This is a genomic window from Neobacillus phoenicis, assembly GCF_047302305.1.
Taxonomy (GTDB): domain Bacteria; phylum Bacillota; class Bacilli; order Bacillales; family Cytobacillaceae; genus Neobacillus.
On sequence record NZ_CP154847.1, the window covers coordinates 3,564,747 to 3,590,435 of the forward strand.

Below are 25,689 nucleotides of genomic sequence, written 5' to 3' on the forward strand. Positions count from 1 at the left end.
GTATAAATAATATTTTATTATGTTATTAATCTTTATTATCGGTTAGATGGAAAAATAGTTAATATTATTTTCATTCAAAAACTATAATGGAAAAAAAGAGACGCAAAAAAACGTCTCTAATTAATCATTACCGTAAAATACTATTCGCAATCCCTACCATCTGATCCGCATAAGAAACGGCTCTTGCATTCATTTGAAAACTTCTTTGTGAGGTCATCAAATCTGTCATTTCTTTCGTTAAATCCACGTTCGATCCTTCTAGAAAGCCAGTAGCCAACTGCACTTCTTCAGGCTGCAGCAAATTAACAAAATCAGCTACATTAGAGCCATTAGGTAACACAGAAGACTCAATGGCGAATTCATTCCCACCAGTATTCCTTAGGATATGAGAATTTTGAATATCAACAATTCCCACTTGTTGTGTAGAAATAAACGGGGCTCCCTGCACATCTTTATTCTTCATGTTAATTTGACCGTTTGCATCAAAATTGACCTCGTACTGCCCATCTAACTCAATTGGCTTCCCAATTTGATCTAGTAAATAACCGCCATTTGCATTTACTAAATGATAGCTTCCTTGTTTGTTAGGATTCGGACTCAAATGGAAATTGCCATCACGTGTATACCTTACCTCGTCAGGTGCTCCTGCCGTAGAAGAAGGATAACCAACTTGGAAAAATCCTTTTCCTTGAATCATCAAGTCGAAAGGATTGCCTGTCGCCATAGGCTGACCCTGTTCCATCACAAGCTGTGTAAGTCCTGTACGCGTTCCATACCCCACGCGGATCCCATTTGGTGTGAGGCGGCCGATTTCTTGATTGGTATTCGCCTGATTGTTAATTTGGGATGATAAAATCTCGGAAAAACTTTGGTCTTTTCGCTTAAATCCTGTCGTATTCACATTGGCTACATTATTTGCAGATGTATCAATTTTTTGTTGATAGGCCTGCAAAGCACCAGAAGAAATATATAGTGACGTATTCAAAGTCTATTCTCCTATTCTCATCTTATTATCCGTTAATCTTTCCAACAGAATACAGTTGTTCTAATGATTGATTATACACGCCAATTACCTTTTGATTAGCCTCATAGGCTCGTACAGTTGTCATCATATCAGCCATTGTTTGACCTTGGTCTACATTCGACTGTTCAATAAATCCCTGGTGAAGGGATACACCTGGATTTGTTCCTCCAGCATCTTGGATAAAAGGTAAGGCAGTATCTGATTTGTAGACATTTGCCCCTTGTCTTTTAAGATCATAGGGGTTTTGAACCACAACCATCCCAATTTGACCTACCTCACTAGTTTTTGCCGGGACATTAGAATTTGCAATTAATTGCCCATTAGCATTTATGTACAGATCCTCTTTGCTGATACCACCAGTAATTTGGATCGGCTTGTGATCGGCTCCTAATACACGATACCCTTCTGATGTGACCAAATTTCCATTGGCATCTAAATCCCATTTCCCATTCCGAGTATAGCCGACTGTCCCATCCGCAAGCTCGACGGCAAACAAGGCAGTTGGTTTTACCGTACGTCCGTTGACAACCTGTAAAGGAATACTTTGATCTTCAATCGCCACATCCAACGGTTGATCTGTTTGAACAAGCGTCCCTTGAATGAAACTGGGAATGCGCTCCTGAGCGTACACGCCGTTAAAGAGTTCGCCCATAGGGACAGTTTGACCTACACCAGATGCTCCAGGAACATTTTCGTTAAAGTCTTTTATTCTTTCTAGAAAAAGTTTAGGAAATGCTCGTAGGGGCGTGTCATCCTTCTTAAATCCAGGTGTTTGAGCATTTGCGAGATTATTAGATAGTGCTTCTTGTTTCCGCTCCATAGAAAACATTCCAGAAGCAGCAGAATACAAACCTCTTAACATGAAAAAACCTCTTTTCTTAGCTTCGTGCTTGGTCAGCCAATTGCAAAATAAATGTTACTTCCCCACAGCCTTTGCCGAGTTCTTTTGCAATTTCCTCTGCAGTAAGACCCTGATCTTGTAAATCAAAAATCTCTTTGTACCGATCATTTAAGAATAAATGCTGCCCACCGCCAGATGTAGACTTTGGCACACTCTTAATAGATGACTCTAAAGCTTTCATCTCTACTTTCCATTGTTCATGTTCTTGTTGGTGCACTATTTGACTTTGCTCCATCATCCCTTTTAACTCAGAAATTTGATGCAGCATTTTTTCTTGGTTGCTAAGCATTTTTAGATGTAACTCCTGCTGATAGTCCAATTTTTTCCGAAGAGAACTTTTGGAAACTAAATACAGCACAGCTATAAAGTTGATTACTAAAAGTGCTACATTTAGATAATCCTGCACTTGTTCTTCTCCCCTCAATTATTCATGTATAAAGGTTAATCAATAACCCTTTAATTTCTCCAATTCGGTCTAAGATAGAAAGACCTTCGTTCTGCTCGTTTAAGACATGATCGGTTAGTTCCATTAGCTTAAGGTCCAGTACTTGAATGGTCTTTAATGTTTTATTACCTCCATATGGATCCCAACTATCGGTTTGATATAAACCTACACCATTTTTCGTTACTTCACCCATAAACTGTTTAACCAAATCCTTATATTTACGGAGTTCAGAAAAGGTAGGTTTTTCGCTTAAACGTTTTCCTTGCTCATCGACTTCTTGTAATATTTGCTGGAGATGATCCTTTGTAAGTTCTTTAGAATACGTATTCATTATTTTTTGAAAGGATGTAGTGTTGGTAATAGAACGTTCATTTGTAGTGAGACGGGAATCACCAATATTCATTCTTACCGTATCCTGAATTTTCAAGTGAATTCACCCCCTCTTCATTGTTCACAATCAAAATTATCAAAATAAATCAAAATCCTGAGGTAATTATACCCCAATTTATGATAAATTTCATTAAAAGTTGTAGAAAAGTAGAATGATAGAAAGATAAGTTTTTGTGTTTACTTAAAAACGCCTCCACATTTGTGAAGACGTTTTCCGAACATTATTATTTCAGTTTTTGGATTTGTTTATTTACATCCGTGATTGCAAGAACAACCTCTTCTACTCCCTTAGATTGCGTTTCGATGCTAGAATTTAGTTCTTCCGTTTGTTTTTGGACATTATTTACCTCTATGGCGATCTCCTGTCCATATCTTGCTTGATCATTTGTTGTAATTAACATTTGCTGAACCATTTCCTTGATGCTACTAATATTGTGAACAATTTCTTCAGCTGTGAGCGCCTGTTCTTTTGTTGCGTTCGATACAGTAGCTGATTGGCTGGTCACATTTTCTACTGCAGCGACAATGGCACGACTTCCTTTTGCTTGTTCAGCTGTAGCTATAGAAATTTGTTGGACCTGCTCCTTGGTAGTGATGATTCCTTTTACTATCGCTTCAGCTGTGATGGACTGCTCTTTCGTTGACTGAGTCATCTCAACTGCTTGTGTTGTTACACTTTCCATCGCTTTTGTAATAAACTCGCTATTTTGGGATTGTTCTTCTGTTGCTTTTGCAATTTGATTCATTTCAAACGTTACTTGAGAAATACCATCAGAAATCTTTCTAATCGCTTGATTTGTTTTATTTGCCAATTGATTTCCTACTTTAACCTTATGAGCTCCATCTTTGATAGAGGCTACAGCAACCGTCGTTTCAGTTTGAATCCCGTTGATCAAGGCAGAAATTTCTTTCGTTGCTTTTGCCGATCTTTCAGCTAGCTTCCGTACCTCATCGGCTACCACAGCAAATCCTTTTCCATGTTCGCCTGCACGTGCTGCTTCAATTGCAGCGTTCAGTGCTAGTAGATTCGTTTGATCGGCAATATCATCAATCACTGCGATAATGCTGCCAATTTCCTCCGAGCTCTTCCCTAAGTTTTCCATCACTACGCTAGCTTGGTCTATTACATTAGAAATTTCTTTCATGCCGTTTAATGTTTCATTCAGTGAGAGAGTTCCTTCATAGGCATCCTCTTTAACCGTATTGCTTAGCTCATTGACTGTTTGGGCACTTGCAGCTACCTGTTGAATCGAAACAACCATTTCTTCTACTGTGTCAGCTGTTTGTTTCGCCGTATCAGTTAAGCTGACTGCATGTTCACTAACACCCTTAATTGAATGGCTCATTTCTTCGATGGAAACAGAAATTTGTACCACATTTGCACCAGCATTACCTACACTACTTGCCACTTGTTCAATGGAAGCCATCATTTCTTGGATAGCTGAAGAGGTTTCTTCCGCTGAAGCTGCAAACTGATCGGCACTGGACGCCACTAAATTAATAGAAGCACTCATTTGTTCAATAGCCGCAGAAATTTCGTCAACCCCTGAAGCCGTTACATTAGTGTTCCCTGATACTTGTTGAATGGAGGCAACTAATTCATTTATTGCATCATTGGCTTTATTCATGGAAGCATCTAGTATATGAGCACTATTCACAGTTTGATCAATTGATGTCTTAATCCCAGTAATAGAATGACTAGTGGTTTCTGCATTCTTAATGACACCATTAACTGACCTCCGAATAAGCCTTATCAAGAGAAAAGCAATAACTATGCTTAAAATAATAGCAATAATTCCCAAAGTAATAATTTGAAATAAAAACGTTTTCGAATCCTTATTTGCTTGAGTAATGACTTTTTTATTCTCATTGTTGGTGTTATCGGATAAAAGATTCAGTTTTTCTATCGCTCTATCAGCAAGAGGTTCAAGTGTATCTATTTGCTCCTCTAAACCTTTGTCATTCAATTTATTCGAAGATGCCATTATACTTCGAAACTGTTTCATATATTCATCAAATGATAGATTAAAATGTTTAAGAGTTCTTTTATTTACAATACTGGTAGTGTACTTTTCCATATTCTTAGAAAGTATTTTAACTTGATATTCCTCAGAGGTTATATTTTTTTCAATAGATGGCAGTTTTTCTGGGTTACTTTCTAAAGCATATCTTGATACTAGCCATCTTACCCTTGTCACATGTTCAATCAATTCACCTTCTAATTGTACCTCTGTTATTTTTTGATTTCCTAACTCATTAATATTGTTTGATAAGCTTTTTGTATTTAAGAACGCTGTTAAAGATACCATCAATAGAATGAGTAAAACCAGAAAAAAACTTACTATTATTTTTGTCCTTGTAGACCATTTTATTAAAAATAATTTTTTAATCTTCTCTTTTTTAATCATACTATCCCTCGCTGTTATTGCAATTTTGTGACAACCCCAAAAAACAATTTTGCCTCCTGTCCCGACTAGTAAATAAGTATGTATCTGTTAAGGTAAAAACTAAAATCTATAGTTATATTTACCATGTTTTATACTAATTTTGTTTCTTTTTTGATATATTTTTACAAAATCTTAACAGTAGGTACAAAGTGTAAATATTAGGTTAAGTTTTTATCGAAAAAAATCAAAAACGCCTTCAAAAATTATGAAGGCGTTTTTTGACAAAGGATACTATTTTAGTCTTTGGATTTGTTTATTTACGTCGGTAATAGCAAGAACAACCTCATCTACTCCCTTAGATTGCGTTTCGATGCTGGAATTTAGTTCTTCGGTTTGTTTTTGAACATTATTTACCTCAATGGCAATCTCCTGTCCATATCTTGCTTGTTCATTAGTTGCAAGCATCATTTGTTGCACCATTTCTTTAATGTTATTAATATTACGAACGATTTCTTCTGCAGTCAGAGCTTGTTCTTTGGTGGCGTTGGTTACAGAACCTGATTGGTTCGTAACGTTTTCAACTGCCGCAACAATTGAAGAGCTTCCTTTTGCTTGTTCTGCAGTCGCAACAGAGATCTGATCGACCTGTTCCTTTGTACTCATAATCCCCTTAACGATTGTTTCTGCAGTGATGGATTGCTCTTTTGTGGAGTTCGTCATCTCTACCACTTGATTAGTTACACTCTCCACTGCTTTTGTAATGAATTCGCTATTTTTTGATTGCTCTTCTGTTGCTTTCGCAATTTGGTTCATTTCCACCGTTACTTGTGAAATACCCTCAGTAATTTTCATTATTGCCTGACTCGTTTTTTCAGCTAACTCATTACCAATTTTAACTTTTTGAGATCCATCTTTAATGGAAGCTACTGCAACAGTGGTCTCATTTTGGATTCCTTTGATCAGAGTAGCAATTTCCTTCGTTGCTTTTGCTGATCTTTCAGCCAGTTTACGAACCTCATCCGCAACAACAGCAAACCCTTTTCCGTGTTCACCGGCACGTGCAGCTTCAATCGCTGCATTAAGAGCTAATAAATTGGTTTGGTCAGCAATATCATCAATAACAGCGATAATACTGCCAATTTCCTTAGAACTCTTCCCTAAGTTTTCCATTACAGAACTAGCCTGTTCAATTACTTGAGAAATTTCTTTCATTCCATTCAATGTTTCATTGAGCGAAATTGTACCTTCATAAGCATCGTCTTTTACCGCATTGCTAAGTTCATTTACTGTTTGTGCACTAGCAGCTACCTGTTGAATGGAAACAACCATCTCCTCCACTGTCTCTGCTGTTTGTTTTGCGGTATCAGTTAAACTTTCCGCATGTTCACTTACACCTTTAATCGAATGACTCATTTCTTCTATTGATACGGAGATTTCATCTACATTTGCGCCCGCATTCCCTACACTTATAGCGACTTGTTCTATGGAAGCCATCATTTCTTGGATTGCCGAAGATGTTTCCTCAGCTGATGCGGCAAAATGGTCTGCACCTTCAGCAACGATATTAATAGAGGCACTCATTTGCTCAATAGCAGCAGAAATTTCATCTATACTTGAAGCTGTAATATTTGTGTTCCCAGCCACTTGCTGAATGGATGCAACTAATTCACTGATTGCATCATTTGCTTTGTTCATAGAAGCATCTAATTCTTGTGCACTTATTGCTGTCCTATCAATTGATTTTTTAATCTCATTAGCCGAATTTGTCGTAATCTCTGAATTTTTTACTACCCTACTTACTGTACGACGAATAAGTCCATTGATAAGGAAGGCAATAAAAATACTAAAGACCATAGCTAGCACAGAAACGACGACGATTTGAATAAGTGAGTTTACTGAACGTTTTTTCGTATCCGTAATGATTAAATCTGTATTTTTTTGAGCACTTTGGGCCATTCGTTCAAGCGAACTAATAGCGTTATCCCCATTATGTTGTAAAACTCCTAATCTAGCATGTGTAGTATAGTAGTTTTCATCATCATTTTTTTCAAAAATAGAAGGAATAGCATTTTCGTATGAACCGAAGTTAATATTGAACTGTTGGAGTAATTTTTTATCTTTACTAGAATCCACAAGTTTATCTAAGTCTTTAATATCACTTTTTATCTTTTTAATATCACCATTTACAATTTCTTGAATTTTCGCTTTTTCATCTTCACTTTTCTCAAATGAATATTTAGTTAGATTAAGACGTATATCAGTTATACTGTCTTTCAGCTTTGACATAACTTTAACTTCTTTTATTTGTTTATTGCCTAAGTAGTTTACGTCCTCACTTAAAACATTTATTTTATTGTAAGAAACAATCGATACAGACCCTAAGAATAATAATAGAATGATAAAACTACCCCATAGTTTTACACCCATGGATACATTATTGACTTTCTTTACATACTTTAAGGCTATACTAGGAACATTACTTTTCCCGTTCTTCTGCATATTTTCCCTCTCCTTTAGAATTCCGCTAACTCTTGGTTATTCACATAACTTTGGACCATGTCTCTTAGCTCATCTAAATTTGTTGTATTTTCTAACAGTTTTTCTATGTCTAAAAGAATGACTAACCGATGATCAAATTTAGATACACCTAACAGATAGGATACATCTTTTGTTTCTAACAAATTCGTTTGTTCAATCGATTCTGGTGGAAGAGCTAACACATCTGTAGCTGCATCTACCACAATCCCAATGTCTTTATGATCAGCCCTCACAATAATCATTCTCGTCACATCTGTCTGCTTTAACGATTCTCCAGTCAGAGCCGCACGCATATCTACGACTGGAATGACTACATTACGAATGGATGTAACCCCTAACACATGCGGCGCTCGATTTGGATAGGGAGTTATTGTCACTGTTTGCATTCTTTCAATAGATACAAGCTGATTAATATGTACCCCATATTCTTCCTGGCTTATTTTAAAAATGAGTGCCTTAGAATCCTGAAATTTGCTTAACTCTTTCATGTGAACCCCTCTTCTTGATATAAATTAAATTCCGACTAGTCTTCGACCTCAGATTCACTTGCCTCTGTTTTAACCAATTCTCCTATTTTTAGTAGAATGATTAAACGACCTTCATATTTAGCTATTCCTTCAAAAAAGTCGGTCTGAAAACCGCTTGATGCAGCTGCTTCAATCGCATCAGATGAAACATTAAATACATTGCTAGTTTTCTCGACGATCAAACCTAATTCTATGTTTTCATACTTTACGATAATGACTCGTGAATTCTCCGTGTATTGTGCTTCTCCAAGCTCTAATTTGCTTTGCAAATCGATAATCGGTATGACATTTCCTCTAAGATTCGTCACTCCTTTTACATAATGAGGCACATTGGGAACTCTTGTAATGTGACTTAGTCGCTCGATGGACTGAACATAGTCAATGTTCAATCCATATTCTTCATTACCTAATTTAAAAGCGATTACTTTGATCTCTTCCATTGTACTGGCTCACCCTTTCTAGTAAAAAAAATGATTCGAATCTATGATGAGGGCTATTTGTCCGTTTCCTAAGATTGTCGCACCAGAGATCATAGGCAAGTTTGTTAAATATTCACCTAGTGATTTTAAGACAATCTCTTGCTGCCCCACGACTGAGTCAATGACGATTCCTCTCGTCTGATTTCCCTTTCGGACAATGACAATAAATTGTTGTTGTTGATCCACTTCTGTTCCGATTGATGGAATCTGAAGAATCTCATTTAAGTATACTAATGGAACAACCTGACCACGGAATTGAATTACATTTTGTCCTTGAAGTGTGGTTACTTGATGTTCAGCTTTTGTCGTAATTTCAACAATTGAGTTAAAAGGAATGGCATAGGTCTCTTCTTCTACCCTCACTAACATCGCGTAAATGATAGATAATGTTAGCGGTAATTGGATATAAAAGGTTGATCCTTTTCCAGGTGTGGAATCAATCGTGATTAAACCACCTAATGATTCTATTTTGGTTTTTACTACATCGAGACCGACGCCGCGACCTGATATGTCAGAAATCTTATCGGCTGTACTGAAACCTGAAGAGAATAACAATGAATATACTTGCTGGTCTGTTAGCGTTTTAGCATCCGATTCTGATACCACGCCACGTTCAATTGCTTTATTTAATACTTTGTCACGGTTAATACCCTTACCATCATCTGATACTTCAATGAATACATGGTTTCCACTTTGGTAAGCTTTCAATAAAATAGTTCCTTCTTCATTTTTATTGTTTGCCAGCCTTTCATGAGTGGTCTCAAGGCCATGGTCTAAGGCATTCCTAAGTAAATGTACCAAAGGGTCTCCAATTTCATCGATCACCGTTCGATCTAATTCTGTTTCGGCACCTTCTATGATAAGCTGAACTTTTTTATTTAATTCTTTAGCAAGGTCACGTATCATCCTAGGGAATCGGTTAAATACCTGCTCTACTTGAACCATACGCATATTTAAAATAATTCCTTGAAGGTCCGTTGAGATACGAGTCATATGCTCCACAGTTTCTGTTAGTTCAGATAATTGTGACTTCCTTGCAATCTGGTCTAGCCTGCCCCTATCAATAATTAGCTCACTAAATAGATTCATTAAATGATCTAGTTTATCAATATCGACCCGAATGGATTTAGACCGTTGTTTCTTTTTACCAGCATTCAAGTCTTCTTTTTCTTGTGGTCGATTTGTTTGTTCTGTTTTAACAACTTCTACAGCAACAGAACTTCCTGAGTCTGAAAACTCTTGGCTCGTTTTTTCACCCACAATGACTTCTCTTACTTCAGAAACATTAATTAATTGTTTATGAACTTCCTCCGCACTGTTACCAGACAGCAACAAAAGTGTAAAGGAATCATCAAATTTTTCTGCTTCAATATCCTCAACCGAAGGGTTGGTCATTATTAACTCTCCAAGCTCTTCAACTGCCTGGAATACAAGGTAGGCTCGTATGGATTTCATCACACAATTTCCATCTAGCGTTACTTTGATTTGATAGAGATTGCTACCTGATTTCTTTGCTTCATTTATCACTGTTGCTTGGAAGTCATCAAGGACAAACTCTGCGGTTGCCGCAACCTCACGGGATGCACTTATAAGGTCGGAATAATCAGACGAAGAAGGATCTTGGATTTTTTTCAATTGTGAGACAACTTCTGTCACATTTTCTTTTCCATCTCCACCTGACTCGATGCTATCAACCATTTTTTCTATTAAATCAACACATTTAAAAATAACATCCATGATTTCTGGTGTAATTGTTAATTTAGAATTTCGAAGGAGGTCTAGAACATTTTCCATTTCGTGGGTTAATGAGGCTAGATCTTCAAACCCCATTGAACCAGCCATACCTTTAAGCGTATGGGCAGAACGAAAAATCTCGTTTACGATTGCAGTATTTTCCGAATCTGATTCAAGGTTCAATAATTCGTCGTTTATTGCCTGCAAGTGTTCTTTTGACTCCTCAATAAACATTTCTAAATAATTATTTAAGTCCATTTCAACTTCCCCTCGCTAAATAGCATACAAAAGTATTACTAGAGCATTTTTACAGTATTCACCATAAAAAAAAGACAGATATATACCTCATATTAGCATATATTTTGATAAATATAACCAATTATTTTGATAGTTTTTTAGTTTTTGATATAAAACTATCAATAAATATTCTTATTTTGGATCACATGTGTATTATAGAAAAACGCCTCCACCATTTGTAATGTGGAAGCGTCTTTCTAAAATCATTTTTACTTTAATTGTTTGATTTGTGAATTCACATCGGTAATCGCGAGAACGACCTCTTCTACTTCTTTCGTTTGTGTTTCAATGCTGAAATTTAGTTCTTCAGTTTGTTTTTGAACATTTCCTACTTCTACAGATATTTCCTGTCCATATCTTGCTTGTTCATTTGTTGCAATCATCATCTGTTGGACCATTTCTTTAATACTGTTAATATTACGAACGATTTCTTCAGCAGATAGGGCCTGTTCCTTGGTGGCATTGGTTACTGAGCTTGATTGATGGGTAACATTTTCAACTGCAGATACAATTGCATGACTGCCCTTTGCTTGTTCTGCTGTAGCGATTGAAATCTGCTGTACTTGGTCTTTCGTATCAATAATGCCTTTAACAATTGTATCTGCTGTGATGGATTGTTCTTTCGTCGAAAGAGTCATTTCTGTAGCTTGATTGGTTACTTTCTCTACAGCCATGGTGATAAACTCACTATTTTTTGTTTGTTCCTCTGTTGCTTTTGCGATTTGATTCATTTCTTCAGTTACTCGAGAAATCCCTTCAGAAATTTTCTGAATGGTCTGATTGGTCTTTTCTGCCAATTGATTCCCTACTTTTACTTTATAAGCACCATCTTTAATGGAAGCGACGGCCATACTAGTTTCATCTTGAATCCCCATAATAAGGTTAGCTATTTCTTTTGTTGCATTCGCAGATCTTTCAGCCAATTTTCGCACTTCATCAGCTACCACGGCAAATCCCTTACCATGTTCTCCTGCACGTGCCGCTTCGATTGCAGCATTAAGGGCTAATAAATTTGTTTGATCAGCGATATCATCAATAACCGCAATAATGCTGCCAATTTCTTCAGAACTTCTACCTAAATTCTCCATTACAACACTCGCTTGATCAATAACCTTTGAAATTTCCTTCAAGCCATTCATCGTTTCTTTTACCGAAACCGTTCCTTCAATTGCATCATCCTTAACTGCAATGCTTAGCTGGTTTACCGTTTGTGCACTTTCAGCTACCTGCTTGATCGAACCAATCATTTCCTCAACTGTTTCAGAAGTTTGTTCGGCAGTATCTGTCAAACTTGCCGCATATTCACTAACACCTTTTATCGATTGACTCATCTCTTCTATTGCTGCAGAGAAGCTTTCGACACTTTCATGGACATTTCCAGTATTACCTGCTACTTGTTCAATGGATGCCATCATTTCTTGGATGGCTGAGGAAGTTTCTTCTGCAGAAGCCGATAAATGCTGCGCACTATCCCTTACTAAATTAATAGAAGCACTCATTTCCTCTACTGCAGCTGAGATTTCATCTACTCCAGATGCAGTTACATTTGTGTTGCCTGCTACCTGTTGAATGGACGCAACTAATTCACTGATGGCTTCGTTCGCTTTATTCATTGAAACATCTAATTGATTTGCACTGCTAGCTGTTCTGTCAATTGATTTTTTAATCTCATTAGCTGAATTGGTGGTAATATCCGCATTTCTTACTACCCCTGTAACCGAACGACGAATGAGTCTATTAATCAGAAAGGCAATTAATATACTAAAAAACATCGCGATTACTGAAACGATAATAATTTCCTTAATAGCAAAGGAAGATTCATCTTCTGCATTTGTGATAATTTCTTCATTATGCTTTTTGACTCCCTTAGAGAGAGCATCCAAAGAAACCATTGTTTTTCCACCTAACGATGACAATAAAGACATCTTCTCATGGACTTCAACATAATTATTACTTCTAGATTTCTCAAAGAATTCTGGAATATATGCAACATACTTTTCAAAATTAGCACTAAAGTCTGTTAATAATTTCTTGTTTTCAGGAGATGGATTTAATTTTTCCAACTCTTTTATCGTCTTTCTAACTTTTACAGAGTCTACCTCAACATACTGCTCAAGGTTTTTTTTGGTGCTTTCTTCTTGCTCATATGCATGCATAGATGCATATAAACGAACATTGGTAACTTCTTCTTTTAGGTTTCCTATTAATTCAATTTCAGGTACTTTCTTCCTTCCTAAATCACCAACATTATCACTTAACACGTTGATTTTATTATATGAAACGATTGATATCGTTCCTAAAAACACTAGTACGATAATGAAACTCCCCCATAGTTTCACTCCCATTGACATTTTATCTAATCCCAAAGTTCTCCTTAACATACTTACATCTCCTTATTCAAAAATGCATATACTCCTGTTGAACAACAAATATATACCAAATATTATCACAGTTTTTGATTAATAATCAAAAATATTTTGATAGTTTTTTATTTTAGGTTATCTTGCAAAAAAAGCGAGAGTGTTAGGAACTACATTATTGTTCCATTCACATCTCGCCCTAAGCTTATAGGTAATTAGTTATGTAGCCACCAGACTGATTTTTTCGATCTTGGCTGTTCTCTTTTTCTGAACTGTTTTGGTTATTCAGTTGATTAATACGACTCATACAGTTCTTGCATGTTCTGCCTGCTCGAATCATCGTTCCACATGTTTCACAAGGATACGTTAGATTAGGGAAACTTCCCATAATTAATCGACCTGATAAAATAAATTGACGGATTTGAGCAACGGACACCTTTGTTTCGTCACTCACTTCTTTAAGAGTGCTGCCGGGATTTTCACGTAGAAAAGCAGCCACTATTAAAAAGTCCTCTTCAATTTTTTTATGACAATCATCACAAATATCTCTTACACGAAAGTAAAGCTTTCTGCATTTAGGACAATTACCTAACTGTGGCGTTGCCAAAAGTCCCACATCCTTCTGCTTAATTCATATCTATTCATACAAGATAAGTAGACTAAAATAGAGTTGAATTTTAGCTACCCAATACTTTTTTAATTGATTCCATTACTCGGTCCGCTTGGAATGGTTTTACTACGAAATCTTTTGCACCAGCTTGAATAGCCTCTAACACCATTGGCTGCTGGCCCATTGCAGAACACATAATGATTTTAGCCTGCGGTGAAAATGCTTTAATTTCCTTAACAGCAGTAATTCCATCTTTTTCAGGCATTGTAATGTCCATTGTCACAATATCAGGATTTAGTTCACGGTATTTATCTATGGCGTCTGCTCCATTTACAGCTTCACCAGCAACCTCTAGTCCATTTTTTGTTAAAATATCCTTCAACATCATACGCATAAATGCCGCATCATCAACGATTAATACCCTAGCCATAGTTTTCTCCTCCATTTTTCTTCTAGATTGTTAGTTAGTCATTTGGGTTATACGATCTATCGGGCTAACAATGTCAGTAATTCGTACACCGAAACTTTCTTCAATTACAACTACTTCCCCTTTAGCTATCAGCTTATGATTTGCTAAGATATCCACAGGTTCTCCAGCCAATTTATCTAATTGAATAACGGCGCCAGGTCCTAACTCTAGGATTTTACGAATTTGCATTTTTGTACGCCCTAGCTCCACCGTAATTTCTAGTGGAATATCAAATAACATATCAATATTCCCTGCATGAGAACTTCCAGATGGGGTCTCGGAAAAGGAAGCATATTCTACCTTTTGTACATTCGCATTCATGGGCGTTTGTGTAGTGTTTTGTGAAACAGTGTTTGTTTCTTTTGGAGTTACGGATACAGATTCCACTGCAACAGGTTGAGTTGTTGGTGGGGAAGCCACTTCTTTCTCGACAACCATACTTGATTGAGCAGGTTCACTTATAGATAGAATTTTTTGAATCATTTCCTTCCCGAAAGATAAAGGAATAAATTGAATCATATTTGAATCAATAAGACTTCCTACCTTCAATCGGAAAGAAATTTCCAGAATAATATCTTCTTCTAGATCTTCTAATTTCTTAGGTGGGAAACCTAGTACATCGATTGTCGGTGGTGAAATATCTACCTTTTGACTAAATATAGTCGACATAGATGTCGCTGCAGAGCCCATCATTTGATTCATCGCTTCCTGAACAGCACTAAGATGCAATTCTGAAAGTTCAGGTTCAAGTATTGTGCCATCTCCGCCCATCATCAAATTGGCAATAATTTTTGCATCTTTCTCTTTAATCATTAATAAATTTTTACCACGGATACCTTCAGTATAATCTACATGAACAGCTACATGCTTTTCACTTATTAGCTCTTCCATCTGTTCCTGTTCAATTACAGACAATGTAGGTGTCGTAATTTCCACCCGTTGATTCAGTAAAGAAGATAATGCTGTGGTAGAACTTCCTAGAGCGATATTTCCAATCTCTCCAAGAGCGTCCTGCTCCATAGAGCTTAAGAAATCATCAATCGATATACTGTTTTTTTCATTCATTTGATTAAACAGTGCATTAATCTCGTCTTGAGATAATAGCCCCTCGTTCATTTTATATGTCATCTCCTTCAGAGTGGATTGTTTGATCGATCTGGATTGCATAATGTCCTTTTTGAAGGCCTGGATTCCCTAAAAATCTTGTGACTTGACCTACTTTGACTTGAATTTTCCCGGTCTCGATGCCGATCACATCTCCAATCTGTAGGTTAAAAAGTTCAGAAATGGGTAGTGTCGCCCTGCCAAGCTCTGCAATGACGGGCACACCAATTGTGTCCAAGTTTTGCTTTATTTTATCCTGCTGTGGGACACTTGATCTCGACATGGAAGAAAGCCATTGATGCGTTGATAATTTCGGTAATACAGGTTCTACTATTAGATGTGGAAGACATAATGTCATTCTCCCCGTAATTTCTCCAATCGTTACATGAAGTGCGATAACAATCACCGTGTCATTCGGGGACGATATTTGAATAAATTGTGGATTGGATTCAATTGTCTCCCATTTCACATGAATATTTTCAATGTTTTTCCATGCACTTTGATACATGTCAGATGCACGAGAAAAAATCTTTTGCATAAGTACCGTTTCTATTTCCGTTAATGTCCCATTTCGGGAAGATGAATCCCCATGGCCTCCCAACAACCGTTCTAAAATTGCATAGGCCACTTGAGGGTTCATTTCCATAATCATCTTGCCATCCATCGGATTAACTTGAAATACGTTCAAAATAGTTCGCGAGGGGATAGACGCGATAAATTCTTGGTAGTTCACCTGGTCTACCAAATCAATTTGAATTTGAACGTAGGTTCGAAGCTGAGCCGAAAGATAGGAAGTTAATAAACGTGTAAAATTCTCATGAATTCTTGTAATACTTCGTAATTGTTCTTTTGAATAACGCATTGCGCGCTTAAAATCATACAGTTTTACTTTTTCTTCCTTCACTGTTACATCTGATGCCTGAATCTCACCACTATTTAGTGCTGATAATAGAGCATCTATTTCTTGTTGCGATAACACATCTGCCAAAGGGCATCCCCCTAACTCTTCCCTGAGTTATTGAATCTTCTTAGTCATTATTCACGATACTATCGTTTTAGGTTGACAACTTCTTCTAAAATAGAATCCGAAGTAGTAATCGTTCTTGCATTTGCTTGGAAACCACGTTGTGCAACGATCATTTCTGTAAATTCTTCCGTTAAATCAACGTTTGACATTTCTAAAATTCCAGAGTTAATTGTACCACCTTTATTATCTTCAATTCGTCCAACCATTGCTGGTCCCGAATTTCCGCTTTCCTGGAAAAAGGTGTTACCCACTTTTGTTAAACCGCCAGGATTAGAAACTACAGCGGTAGCCAAGGATATATCATTTGTTTGGTCGTTAGTCTGGTTCAAATAGTATTCTTTTGTATTTGTGTCGTAAGCTAATTTACCGCTAGCTCCGTCTTCACGAACAACATAAATATAACCATTTGTATCTATTGAATATGAAGTAAAATTCAAATTAGCTTGTTGATCTGATTTGATGTTAATCGGAAATGATACTCCAGTATCATTAACGCCTGAAACATAGAATCCGTTAGAAGTAACTAAATCTCCATTTGCATCCCGTGTAAAATTTCCTGCCCTAGTTAAGTAAGTACCCCCACCGGTTGACTCTGGACTTACCACAAAAAACGCATCTCCATCAACGGCAAGATCCGTACCCACATTTGTAGTCATTGGACTTCCAGGAGTAAATACGGTATCTATAGATCCTATTTTTGTACCAAGTCCCACTTGCTTCGGATTTACTCCTCCACTATTACCTGATGGTGCAGTTGCTCCCGCCATATTTTGACTGATAATATCCTGAAACATTACACGACCCTTTTTAAAACCAACTGTATTTACATTCGCAACATTATTTCCTATAATATCAAGTTTCGTTTGAAACCCCTTCATTCCAGAAATCCCAGAGTAAAGCGACTTTAACATTGTGTATTCCTCCTAATTGCTATTTTTTAGATATTAGTTCGTTTCTGTTGTAACTTGCTTTATCTCAGTAACTTTTGTCATAGGTACTTTTTCATTTCCAACAAGGTAAAAATAATTACCCTCCTGACTTGAAACCCCTTTAACCACGCCGGTTACAGGTCCTACAGCACCATCTGGAGTCCAGCTAACTTCTTTGCCAATTACTGCTGCAAATTGACTCATTTGATTGCCTGTAAATTTTTCAAATGCCTTATTAAGGTTTGTCATCTGTTCTAAAGAACTGAATGTTGCCATCTGTGCAATGAAGTCTTTATCTTGAAGAGGACTTGACGGATCTTGATTTGCTAATTGTGTTGTCAAGATTTTTAAAAATTCATCCTTGCCAAGGGCACTCTTTTGTTCAAAAGTCTTTACATTATTGTATATTGAATTATTTTTAGCAACTGAAGTAACATCCACCCAATTACTCATTTCCAATGGCTCCTTCCTATGCAGTGAAGTCGATTCGTGAGGTAGTCCTTTGAGTAGCTCCCCCATATGTAATAGGTAAAACCTCTCTCGTTTGCTCTATTTGTTCAGCCATCTCCTTTTGTTCTTTTGGTCCATTCTCCGATGAAGAAGTAAATGTACGCTGTTCACGAGATGATTGGGATCCATCTTGAGAAAAGGATAGGCCTGCCTGATTAGAATCTACAGTTACAGGAGTTTGCTGGACTACATCAAGTTTTTGCACCTGATATCCATACTGCTGTAATGCTAACTTTAAGTGTTGAAGTTGCCCTTCCAAGGCTTCCTTAGCCATTGGTGTATCGGTCAATATTTGGGCTGATATCTCTCCATGATTAGAACTTACTTTAATTTCAATATGACCTAAATGTTCAGGAAATAGAGAAAATTTTGCTTCCGTACTTCCTGATTTACCTTCAGTTACCTTCATAAAGCGACCAATCCATTCGCTTACTTCCGGAGCAAAATCAGAAACTTCTAGATTAGGAGTTAAGGTTTCTGCTTTCAACTCATTACCTATTACTTTTTGTTGATTATTCAACAAAACTGTCGGGATATTGATTGTCGTAGTATCCTCCGAATGTGGGGCGGCAGTCATTCTTGCCACTCGATTTCCCTCATGTCCAGTCTTTCCTATCTGAGGAATGGGAACAGCTGTGAAAGTCACTTGATTTTTATCCAAGCTTAACCTTTGTTGTGATACTTGATTAGGAATATACTGATCTTGTGTCTCAGATTGCATTCCATTCAAAATTATCTGAATTTTCTTATTAATATTAGTTGGTATTTCAATAGAATTTTGCCCTTTTATTTCTCCAAGTAACTTGTTTAGTTTTTCTAGCAACTGATTTATTTCCAAGGGTGACAAATTTAATTCTTTTCCCCTCTGCAACTCTTGAACTATAAAATTGCTAACCTCTTCAACTGGTTTAGCTAGGGTATAGGAATCAATTTGAGAAACAAATGATGGAGAATCGATATCCAATTGTAGATTTTGGGGTGCTTCTGTTTTCTGCTGCATTTGCTGTATTCCGGCAATTAATGCCGTCAAGACAGCATCAATTTTATCCCAATCGTCGTCACTAAAATTTAACGGATTCTGTTGGTCATTTTCACTAGTGATATTTAATAAATCTGACTGATTCGTTTCACCTGAAAGACTTACTAATGGTAACTGAGTTTTTTCTTGTGAAGAGTCGACATCTTCTGTATTCATTTTCACTAAAGAATATAACGGTTCTAATTTAAATATTGGAATAAATTTATCGATTCCAGCAGTATATTTTTCTAAGTTAATTGGGTCATATGCCATTACTTTTGCTAAACCTTGTGGATTTTCTCCACCCAAATTAGTCAAATTAATTAGAGCCTCGTCTTGCATCGGCTTTAACAGTTCAGAGCTTCCTAATGGATTAGGTGTTTTTTGAGTAGAGAGTTCAGATTCCTGTTTGCCCATCTCGTGTGTTTGACTTGAACAATTAAACATTGATAGTACTTGTTCAAAGGAATTTCCAGAATTATCGGATTGTAAGGTAGTCTTGGATCTCCCACCATTCTGTTGATTTGTTTGATTTATTTTGATGTCAATTTGAGTAAACCCCAAACAGGTTACCTCCTCTCAATTTTACTTCTGTACTGCAATTAATCTACATTATACCTCATAGTCCTGTTTTCGTCATGAAATTTTTCGTAACGAAATCTATTTTATTTTTATCCAATTTGAACTATTTTTTTGATGGTTTTTGGCTTTTCGAAGTTATATATCTATAAAAAAACAAGTAGCATACTAGGCACTACTTGTTTTCATTCCACCTTACTGTTAAACATTTGCAGTTATTTCTTTATACATCCTTGACAATTCATATTGCCTATCAGCATATCCCGCTTCCATTACAGCCCTAGGCATACCATAAACAATACAAGTATCCTCAGCTTCTACGAAGACTTTTCCACGAAACTGTTTCACAAGGCCGCATCCTTTCGTCCCGTCAACACCCATGCCAGTTAATATCACGGATAAAAGTCGATCTTTAAAAATAGGCGCTGCCGAACTAAGAGTTAAATCTATAGAAGGTTTGTATAATTCTTGACCATCATCATGATTATCCACTTTAAACACGATTGTATCTTCTTTTTTTTCAAAACGCGTTTGATAACCAGAAGGACATATAAATATTGTCCCTGCTTTAACTTCTTGGTTATTTTGAACTTCTTTTACTTCCATTTGACATAATGAGTTAAACCTATCGGCTAAATGTTTCGTAAAGCCTGGTGGCATATGTTGCGCAACCACGATTGGCACTGGGAAATTTTTAGGGAAATTAGGCAGTATCGTTTGTAATGCTTTTGGCCCACCTGTTGAACAACCAATTAAAACCATATCAGCATTCTGCTGGGGTTTGATTGGTTCAGCAGATTCTTTTTGTTTAAGGTAATTCTCTTCATTATTGTCATTTTCATGGGATTGTTCTATTGGTAGACTATACGACCATTTAGTTTCTAAAATCCCGGATAAACGTTCGATAAATTCTTTACTTTGATTCTCGCCATTCCGATTTCTAATCAGGTTATCTTTTAAAAAGAAATCAACAGCTCCCAGAGAAAGAGCCTGTAGGGTTTCCTGGGCCCCATCTTGAGTCCGGGAACTTATCATGACAACAGGCACTGGATTTGTCTTCATGATTTGATCCAATGCACTTATTCCATTCATTTCAGGCATCTCCACATCCATGGTGACAAGATCGGGTTTTAGTCGATTAACCTTTTCGACAGCTTCCACACCATTTCTTGCAATGCCAATCACAAAAAAACGTGGGTCCTCTTCTAGCATTAGACTAATCGCTCTCCTCATAAATGCTGAGTCATCGACTACTAATACACCGTATTGTTTCATCCTGATCAGATTCCTTTCGATAATAAAAACTCTTGTCAGAGCGTAATTTTTGAAAGCCTAGATTCGTATCAGTTATTGATTCAGCATGACCAAGAAATAAATAGCCACCCAAAGCTAGATTTTTATTAAAACTCCGAATAACCCGCTTTGTATTATCTTGATCAAAATAAATCAAAACATTCCTGCAAAAAATGATGTCCACTTCACCTATTTCAGCCATATCCTCCTCGTTAAGGAGATTCAAATAATTGAATTTAACCATTCTTTTTATGGATTCTTTAATTTGATAGCCACCATTTTCTTCAACAAAATATTTTTTCAATAATGTTTCCGGGATCCTCCGAAATGCAAACGAATTATTATGATACCAACCCTTTTCGGCTTTTTGAAGAACCTTCTTATTAATATCTGTAGCAATAATCTCTATAGAACCCGGTAAATATTGACCGGTTTCTTGAATTAACATTGCTATTGTATAGGGCTCTTCTCCGCTCGAACAGGCGGCGCTCCAAATTCTAAGAGGACGGTTTCTAATCCCACCTCTTAACTTGGGCAAAATAGTGGAGCAACACTCATTTAATTGATGTTCCTCCCGATAAAAGTAAGTTTCATTAATAGTTAATAACTCAATTAATACATCCCATTCCATTGGTGATGATGTCAAAAAGTCATAGTATTCATCATGGGCTAACCCTAGTTCCATTACCCTTTTTGAAATCTTATCTCTAAGGATAGGTAGCCGATCATTAAATCTTAATCCACAATAGTCATATATAACCTGGCTTAATTTCGTTAATCCACTCTCATGCATTCGATCACCTTATTTCTAGCTACATTTCCTTATTGGAGAGCAGCTATATGTTTTTAATGGTTAAATTATCTGCATCGCTGGGTAGAAGAACTCAAGCAAGGCATATTAATTCAGGTATAAAATTACTAGATAAATAGAGTAGCGTCAAATAGAATTTTAGATTTTAATTTTTATCTTTTTAAAAAAACTCAAAAACTTATCAAACAATGAGAATTTACTTCTACTTTATTAATAAAAATGAAAAAATTGGACACTATCAAAATAAAATCAATATTGTCGAAAATTCATGATTAGCGTACAATTACTATACAAAAACTTTTTGATAACATTAAAGGAGAATATAATGTCTAGTATTATTGGGATTATCTTGGCATTGGTAGCAATTGGAGTCGGGATGGTATTAAAAGGAGCTTCACTATCAGCATTATACAATCCGGCAGCTTATCTTATCATATTTGGTGGAACAGCAGCAGCAGTTATTATAGCTTTTCCATTTAGTGAGATTAAAAAATTTCCTATTTTGTTAAAAATTTCCCTTATCGAACCAAAACAACCATCAAAATCAGACCAAATTTCCAGTTTAGTTAAATGTGCAGAAATTGCCAAAAGAGAAGGGCTGTTAGCACTTGAAGAAGTTGCCCTTGAAACAGAAGACGTTTTTTACAAAAAAGGTCTAGAAATGATTATTGATGGGCATGACAGCGAGTTCATTGAAGAAGTATTGTTGGATGAAGTTGCAGCTATTGATAAGCGCCATAAAACTGGGGCACTAATTTTTACACAGGCAGGAACCTATGCTCCAACATTAGGGGTACTTGGAGCTGTTATTGGCCTTGTTGCTTCATTAGGAAATTTAAATAATGTTGAAAAACTAGGACATTCTATTTCAGCAGCTTTTATCGCAACATTACTGGGGATCTTTTCAGGTTATGTTTTATGGCACCCTTTAGCAAATAAATTAAAACGCCTTTCTAAACGTGAGCAAGAGTTTAAGCTTCTAACGATTGAAGGGTTGCTCTCAGTCTATCAAGGTATGTCTCCAAGTGCATTAGAGAAGAAACTATCTGTCTACATTGCGCCTAGCGAGAGAAAAAAGCTTGAAAATATGAACGAGGAAGCGGCACATGAGCAAACGGCGTAATAGATTCGAAGAGGAACACGAAGAACATATTGACGAGTCTTGGTTAATTCCATATGCAGATATCTTAACACTGTTACTAGCTTTATTTATCGTTTTATTTGCATCAAGTACAGTTGATAAAACTAAATACGAGTCCCTTATGGAAGCATTCAAATCTGAATTAACCGGTACAAAAATTGAAAGCAAAGATTCTGGTTTGTCCGCTAAGCCTTCTCATAAGGAAATTGATGAACCAAAAGAAAATGAGCAGCCTGCAACGGCTCCTGAAGAAGCACCTGATCAAAGTAAGGAAGAATTAGAGCTTAACCAGCTTAAGGAACAATTAACAAAATACATTAATGATAACCATTTAGAAGCAGTAATTACTCTTCAAGATACAAAACGCGGAGTAGAAATCTCTTTAAAAGACGTTATTCTTTTTGACCCTGGAAATGCAGATTTAAAATCCAGCTCATTCAAGACACTTGATGTATTAGTCGGATTAGCCAAGACTGTAGACAATCCGATTAGTATTGAAGGACATACTGATAATGTTCCGATAAAAAATTCAAAGTATCAGTCTAACTGGGAGCTCTCCTCTGCACGGGCTGTAAGCGTTCTTCATTTTTTTGAATCAAAAAGTATTGCTAAAGAACGATTGCAATTTGTTGGATACGGCGAGTACCAGCCACTCTTTCCAAACGATACGAAAGAACACAAACAGGCAAATCGCCGCGTCAATATTGTCATCTTGCGTAAAGGGTAATAAAAAGCCAGTTTCCTATTTTACAAGGAAGCTGGCTTTTTGAATTTATAAGGTTTTCACCATCTGTACCTGCTCCGTCGTTTTCTTGAAGCCTTGCTCCAACAAGTATTGGATGACAGGGTTTGATTGGGAAGCATTGACGGTCATATAGCTGATTGGATGGATTTGGTGTTCGGTAATGGCCGAGAAAACTGCTTGCACCGTTTCATCAGTTACCTCTCCCAGTAATTCCACTTGAAATAAAAATACCTTCTCGAGCTGCCCTTCTTGATTCCACACTCGTTTGAAAAGTGAATAGCCTACCGGATTCCGTTTATCGTCAAAATAGATTTGTGCTTCACCAGCCTTTACACTCTGCCATTGACACTGCCATGGAACATTTTGTTTATAAAAAGAGTAGGTTGGTAGCTTCTCAGGACGAATAAACTCGGATTGTAAGTGAGAGTTATTTTTCCCTTCGAGAGTACCTGCTAAATAGACAAGTGAATCGGTTACTTCATAGCCGAATCTCGCATACAAACGGATTGCTCTCTCATTCTCTTTAATTGCTTCAAGGGTAGCGACCTCGCAGCCCTCTTCCGCGTAGATTTTTAGAATCTCTTCCATGAGTAAAGTAGAAACCCCATTGCCCCGGTATTCCGGAGCGATACCGGTACCGCCATTCCAGGCAGTCTTTTTCCCGTTGATTTCTCGAAATCCATTCATGACGATAGCAACAGGCTCCTCCCCATCGAATGCCACGATTGAATGTGGTAACGACAATCCCTCATTTACGAGACGATTGAAAAACAGTTCCGGTGTCATTTCTAGTTTTACAAAATAGCCTTCAAAGCCTCTATTCCAAGCGGTGATAATTTCCTGAATCGTGCATTCGGTTAATCTTTTTATTTGGATATTCATAATACTCCTCCTTTGAAATCGACTCATTAGTCTATTTTAATTAAACCAAATTTCACTCTCACTTACAACCTATTTTCTGACTATTAAAAAAATCCCATTAGGCTGCTAATGGGATTCATTGTCTAATTATTTAACCACTTCTTCTACTGCTTGGAATGGCCATGCGGGCAAGGTCTTGGATAATGGTTTATCTTCACGATAACCGAGGACATACTCTGCTTGCATAACCGTATGGATTTCGCGTGTTCCTTCGTAGATGACTGGTGCTTTGGCATTTCTGAGGTATCTTTCGACCGGATACTCGTTGGAAAAACCGTATGCCCCGTGGATTTGAACCGCATCATTTGCCGCTTCATAGGCATAATCACAGGCTTGCCATTTTGCTAGAGACGTTTCACGTGTGTTACGTTTCCCCTGATTTTTCAGCCATCCAGCTCTAAAAACAAGTAACCTTGACTGCTGCAGGCCTGCTTCCATTTTTGCAATCATTTGCTGTACGAGCTGATGTCTGCCGATTTCTTTACCAAAGGTGCTTCGTTCATGGCAATATTTCAAGCTCGCTTCAAGGCTGGCCATGATTGTCCCACATGCACCGGCTGCGACTGTGAAACGGCCATTATCAAGGGCAGACATGGCAATTTTGAATCCTTCTCCTTCTTCCCCAACGAGATTTTCTTTTGGAATCTTGACGTTATCGAAAAAGAGCTCGCCAGTATTACCGGCTCGGATTCCGAGCTTTCCTTTGATAGCTTTTGAGGAAAACCCTTCCCACTCGCGTTCAACGATAAAGGCAGAAATGCCGTGGTGTTTTTTGCTTTTATCGGTGTAGGCAAACACTAAAAAATAATCCGCGACATCACAAAGTGAGATCCATGTTTTTGATCCGTTTAATATGTAATAGTCACCTTGTTTGGTGGCGGTTGTCTGCATTGCTGCCACATCAGACCCGGCATTTGGTTCCGTTAGTCCGAAGGCGCCAACTTTATAGCCTTTTGCTAGTGCGGTGAGATATTTTTGCTTTTGCTGCTCATTGCCCCATTGGAGGAGTGTCATGCTGTTTAGGCCGGTATGGACTGATACGGCGGTACGGAAGGCTGTATCTCCTCGTTCGAGTTCCTCGCAGACAATCGCCAATGAATTGTAGTCCATTCCGCTGCCGCCATATTGCTCAGGGATACAGACTCCCATTAGACCTAAATCGGCAAGCCGTTTCAAAATGCTTGTCTCAAAATGCTGTTTTTCGTCCCATTCTCGAATATATGGCATAATCTCCTTGTCCACAAACTGGCGAACGGTCTTTCTAAGTAATTCCTGCTCCTCTGAAAAAGAAAAATCCATCATATTGTTGTGACTCCTCTCGAGTTTTGAGTGTGATTTTTATATAAAATTCTCATTGGGGTTGTTCATTGGCGGATGAGCTGTTCTAATTGGCGGATAGCGTTTCCCAATCAGCGGATAAGCGTTTTTAATTAGCGCATAACCTTTCAAT

23 protein-coding genes and 3 pseudogenes are annotated in these 25,689 nt (G+C 37.2%); 2 read left to right on the forward strand and 24 right to left on the reverse strand.

Going from position 1 to position 25,689, the window contains the following annotated elements:
- Nucleotides 1-127 precede the first annotated feature (127 nt).
- The 22 genes and pseudogenes from AA0X95_RS18470 to AA0X95_RS18575 form a co-directional block, all read right to left on the reverse strand.
- Nucleotides 128-985 carry a flagellar hook-basal body protein gene (locus tag AA0X95_RS18470; protein ID WP_413300397.1) on the reverse strand — a complete coding sequence of 286 codons (858 nt, stop codon included), beginning with the start codon at nt 983-985 and terminating at the stop codon, nt 128-130.
- A 25-nt stretch (nt 986-1,010) separates the two neighbouring features.
- A complete protein-coding gene (locus tag AA0X95_RS18475) occupies nt 1,011-1,886 on the reverse strand; it encodes a flagellar hook-basal body protein (RefSeq protein ID WP_413300399.1) in 876 nt (291 codons plus the stop codon).
- 16 nt (nt 1,887-1,902) lie between these two features.
- Nucleotides 1,903-2,331 (reverse strand): helix-turn-helix domain-containing protein, encoded by a 429-nt coding sequence (locus tag AA0X95_RS18480; RefSeq protein ID WP_413300401.1) that lies wholly within the window; start codon nt 2,329-2,331, stop codon nt 1,903-1,905.
- A 22-nt stretch (nt 2,332-2,353) separates the two neighbouring features.
- The gene (locus AA0X95_RS18485; RefSeq protein ID WP_413300403.1) at nt 2,354-2,797 is read right to left on the reverse strand and encodes a YaaR family protein; all 444 of its coding nucleotides are present in this window, start codon (nt 2,795-2,797) and stop codon (nt 2,354-2,356) included.
- A gap of 187 nt (nt 2,798-2,984) precedes the next feature.
- On the reverse strand, nt 2,985-4,388 hold the full coding sequence (locus AA0X95_RS18490) for a methyl-accepting chemotaxis protein (RefSeq protein ID WP_413310096.1): 1,404 nt from the start codon (nt 4,386-4,388) through the stop codon (nt 2,985-2,987).
- Nucleotides 4,389-4,613: 225 nt separating this feature from the next.
- A pseudogene (locus AA0X95_RS18495) lies at nt 4,614-5,168 on the reverse strand (MCP four helix bundle domain-containing protein); the annotation flags it as partial.
- 270 nt (nt 5,169-5,438) lie between these two features.
- On the reverse strand, nt 5,439-7,001 hold the full coding sequence (locus tag AA0X95_RS18500; RefSeq protein ID WP_413310098.1) for a methyl-accepting chemotaxis protein: 1,563 nt from the start codon (nt 6,999-7,001) through the stop codon (nt 5,439-5,441).
- A 66-nt stretch (nt 7,002-7,067) separates the two neighbouring features.
- Nucleotides 7,068-7,646: pseudogene (locus AA0X95_RS18505) on the reverse strand (MCP four helix bundle domain-containing protein); the annotation flags it as partial.
- 14 nt (nt 7,647-7,660) lie between these two features.
- Nucleotides 7,661-8,173: a chemotaxis protein CheW gene (locus AA0X95_RS18510; RefSeq protein ID WP_413300405.1), complete on the reverse strand. Its 513-nt coding sequence runs from the start codon at nt 8,171-8,173 to the stop codon at nt 7,661-7,663.
- Between the two features lie 35 nt (nt 8,174-8,208).
- On the reverse strand, nt 8,209-8,652 hold the full coding sequence (locus tag AA0X95_RS18515) for a chemotaxis protein CheW (protein WP_413300407.1): 444 nt from the start codon (nt 8,650-8,652) through the stop codon (nt 8,209-8,211).
- A gap of 18 nt (nt 8,653-8,670) precedes the next feature.
- Entirely contained in the window at nt 8,671-10,683 is a 2,013-nt protein-coding gene (locus tag AA0X95_RS18520) for a chemotaxis protein CheW (protein ID WP_413300409.1), read from the reverse strand.
- Nucleotides 10,684-10,931: 248 nt separating this feature from the next.
- Entirely contained in the window at nt 10,932-12,614 is a 1,683-nt protein-coding gene (locus tag AA0X95_RS18525) for a methyl-accepting chemotaxis protein (RefSeq protein ID WP_413310100.1), read from the reverse strand.
- Nucleotides 12,600-13,103, reverse strand: a pseudogene (locus AA0X95_RS18530) (MCP four helix bundle domain-containing protein); the annotation flags it as partial. The gene AA0X95_RS18525 and the pseudogene AA0X95_RS18530, both read right to left, overlap by 15 nt.
- A 184-nt stretch (nt 13,104-13,287) precedes the next feature.
- Nucleotides 13,288-13,689, reverse strand: a complete 402-nt coding sequence (locus AA0X95_RS18535; protein ID WP_413300411.1) for a flagellar protein — start codon at nt 13,687-13,689, stop codon at nt 13,288-13,290.
- Nucleotides 13,690-13,759: 70 nt separating this feature from the next.
- Nucleotides 13,760-14,122: a response regulator gene (locus AA0X95_RS18540; RefSeq protein WP_413300413.1), complete on the reverse strand. Its 363-nt coding sequence runs from the start codon at nt 14,120-14,122 to the stop codon at nt 13,760-13,762.
- A 30-nt stretch (nt 14,123-14,152) separates the two neighbouring features.
- Entirely contained in the window at nt 14,153-15,277 is a 1,125-nt protein-coding gene (gene fliY, locus AA0X95_RS18545; RefSeq protein ID WP_413300415.1) for a flagellar motor switch phosphatase FliY, read from the reverse strand.
- Between the two features lies 1 nt (nt 15,278).
- On the reverse strand, nt 15,279-16,244 hold the full coding sequence (fliM, locus tag AA0X95_RS18550) for a flagellar motor switch protein FliM (RefSeq protein WP_413310103.1): 966 nt from the start codon (nt 16,242-16,244) through the stop codon (nt 15,279-15,281).
- Between the two features lie 68 nt (nt 16,245-16,312).
- On the reverse strand, nt 16,313-17,203 hold the full coding sequence (locus AA0X95_RS18555; protein WP_413300417.1) for a flagellar hook-basal body complex protein: 891 nt from the start codon (nt 17,201-17,203) through the stop codon (nt 16,313-16,315).
- A 33-nt stretch (nt 17,204-17,236) separates the two neighbouring features.
- Nucleotides 17,237-17,674, reverse strand: coding sequence for a flagellar hook assembly protein FlgD (flgD, locus tag AA0X95_RS18560; protein ID WP_413300419.1), 438 nt, complete (start codon nt 17,672-17,674; stop codon nt 17,237-17,239).
- A gap of 16 nt (nt 17,675-17,690) precedes the next feature.
- The gene (locus AA0X95_RS18565; RefSeq protein ID WP_413300421.1) at nt 17,691-19,313 is read right to left on the reverse strand and encodes a flagellar hook-length control protein FliK; all 1,623 of its coding nucleotides are present in this window, start codon (nt 19,311-19,313) and stop codon (nt 17,691-17,693) included.
- A 216-nt stretch (nt 19,314-19,529) separates the two neighbouring features.
- Nucleotides 19,530-20,603, reverse strand: a complete 1,074-nt coding sequence (locus tag AA0X95_RS18570) for a protein-glutamate methylesterase/protein-glutamine glutaminase (protein ID WP_413300423.1) — start codon at nt 20,601-20,603, stop codon at nt 19,530-19,532.
- Nucleotides 20,572-21,414, reverse strand: a complete 843-nt coding sequence (locus AA0X95_RS18575) for a CheR family methyltransferase (RefSeq protein WP_413300425.1) — start codon at nt 21,412-21,414, stop codon at nt 20,572-20,574. The genes AA0X95_RS18570 and AA0X95_RS18575 overlap by 32 nt, the downstream gene beginning before the upstream one ends.
- Nucleotides 21,415-21,757: 343 nt before the next feature.
- Between AA0X95_RS18575 and motA the strand changes: the two genes are divergently transcribed.
- The gene (motA, locus tag AA0X95_RS18580; RefSeq protein WP_413300427.1) at nt 21,758-22,555 is read left to right on the forward strand and encodes a flagellar motor stator protein MotA; all 798 of its coding nucleotides are present in this window, start codon (nt 21,758-21,760) and stop codon (nt 22,553-22,555) included.
- A complete protein-coding gene (locus AA0X95_RS18585; protein ID WP_413300429.1) occupies nt 22,539-23,300 on the forward strand; it encodes a flagellar motor protein MotB in 762 nt (253 codons plus the stop codon). Before motA ends, AA0X95_RS18585 begins: the two co-directional genes overlap by 17 nt.
- A 45-nt stretch (nt 23,301-23,345) precedes the next feature.
- Here the strand turns inward: AA0X95_RS18585 and AA0X95_RS18590 are convergent, their stop codons facing one another.
- Nucleotides 23,346-24,200 (reverse strand): GNAT family N-acetyltransferase, encoded by an 855-nt coding sequence (locus tag AA0X95_RS18590; RefSeq protein ID WP_413300431.1) that lies wholly within the window; start codon nt 24,198-24,200, stop codon nt 23,346-23,348.
- 126 nt (nt 24,201-24,326) lie between these two features.
- Nucleotides 24,327-25,541 carry an acyl-CoA dehydrogenase family protein gene (locus tag AA0X95_RS18595; protein WP_413300433.1) on the reverse strand — a complete coding sequence of 405 codons (1,215 nt, stop codon included), beginning with the start codon at nt 25,539-25,541 and terminating at the stop codon, nt 24,327-24,329.
- Nucleotides 25,542-25,689 lie beyond the last annotated feature (148 nt).

Coding starts and splice junctions, on each gene's coding strand:
- AA0X95_RS18575 (WP_413300425.1), bottom strand. CDS start 21,414: ATGCATGAGAGTGGATTAACGAAATTAAGCCAGGTTATATATGACTAT.
- AA0X95_RS18510 (WP_413300405.1), bottom strand. CDS start 8,173: ATGAAAGAGTTAAGCAAATTTCAGGATTCTAAGGCACTCATTTTTAAA.
- AA0X95_RS18500 (WP_413310098.1), bottom strand. CDS start 7,001: ATGGTCTTTAGTATTTTTATTGCCTTCCTTATCAATGGACTTATTCGT.
- flgD (WP_413300419.1), bottom strand. CDS start 17,674: ATGAGTAATTGGGTGGATGTTACTTCAGTTGCTAAAAATAATTCAATA.
- fliY (WP_413300415.1), bottom strand. CDS start 15,277: ATGAACGAGGGGCTATTATCTCAAGACGAGATTAATGCACTGTTTAAT.
- AA0X95_RS18585 (WP_413300429.1), top strand. CDS start 22,539: ATGAGCAAACGGCGTAATAGATTCGAAGAGGAACACGAAGAACATATT.
- AA0X95_RS18475 (WP_413300399.1), bottom strand. CDS start 1,886: ATGTTAAGAGGTTTGTATTCTGCTGCTTCTGGAATGTTTTCTATGGAG.
- AA0X95_RS18520 (WP_413300409.1), bottom strand. CDS start 10,683: ATGGACTTAAATAATTATTTAGAAATGTTTATTGAGGAGTCAAAAGAA.
- AA0X95_RS18525 (WP_413310100.1), bottom strand. CDS start 12,614: ATGGTTTCTTTGGATGCTCTCTCTAAGGGAGTCAAAAAGCATAATGAA.
- AA0X95_RS18555 (WP_413300417.1), bottom strand. CDS start 17,203: ATGTTAAAGTCGCTTTACTCTGGGATTTCTGGAATGAAGGGGTTTCAA.
- AA0X95_RS18590 (WP_413300431.1), bottom strand. CDS start 24,200: ATGAATATCCAAATAAAAAGATTAACCGAATGCACGATTCAGGAAATT.
- AA0X95_RS18515 (WP_413300407.1), bottom strand. CDS start 8,652: ATGGAAGAGATCAAAGTAATCGCTTTTAAATTAGGTAATGAAGAATAT.
- AA0X95_RS18490 (WP_413310096.1), bottom strand. CDS start 4,388: ATGAATAAAGCCAATGATGCAATAAATGAATTAGTTGCCTCCATTCAA.
- AA0X95_RS18570 (WP_413300423.1), bottom strand. CDS start 20,603: ATGAAACAATACGGTGTATTAGTAGTCGATGACTCAGCATTTATGAGG.
- motA (WP_413300427.1), top strand. CDS start 21,758: ATGTCTAGTATTATTGGGATTATCTTGGCATTGGTAGCAATTGGAGTC.
- AA0X95_RS18595 (WP_413300433.1), bottom strand. CDS start 25,541: ATGATGGATTTTTCTTTTTCAGAGGAGCAGGAATTACTTAGAAAGACC.
- AA0X95_RS18540 (WP_413300413.1), bottom strand. CDS start 14,122: ATGGCTAGGGTATTAATCGTTGATGATGCGGCATTTATGCGTATGATG.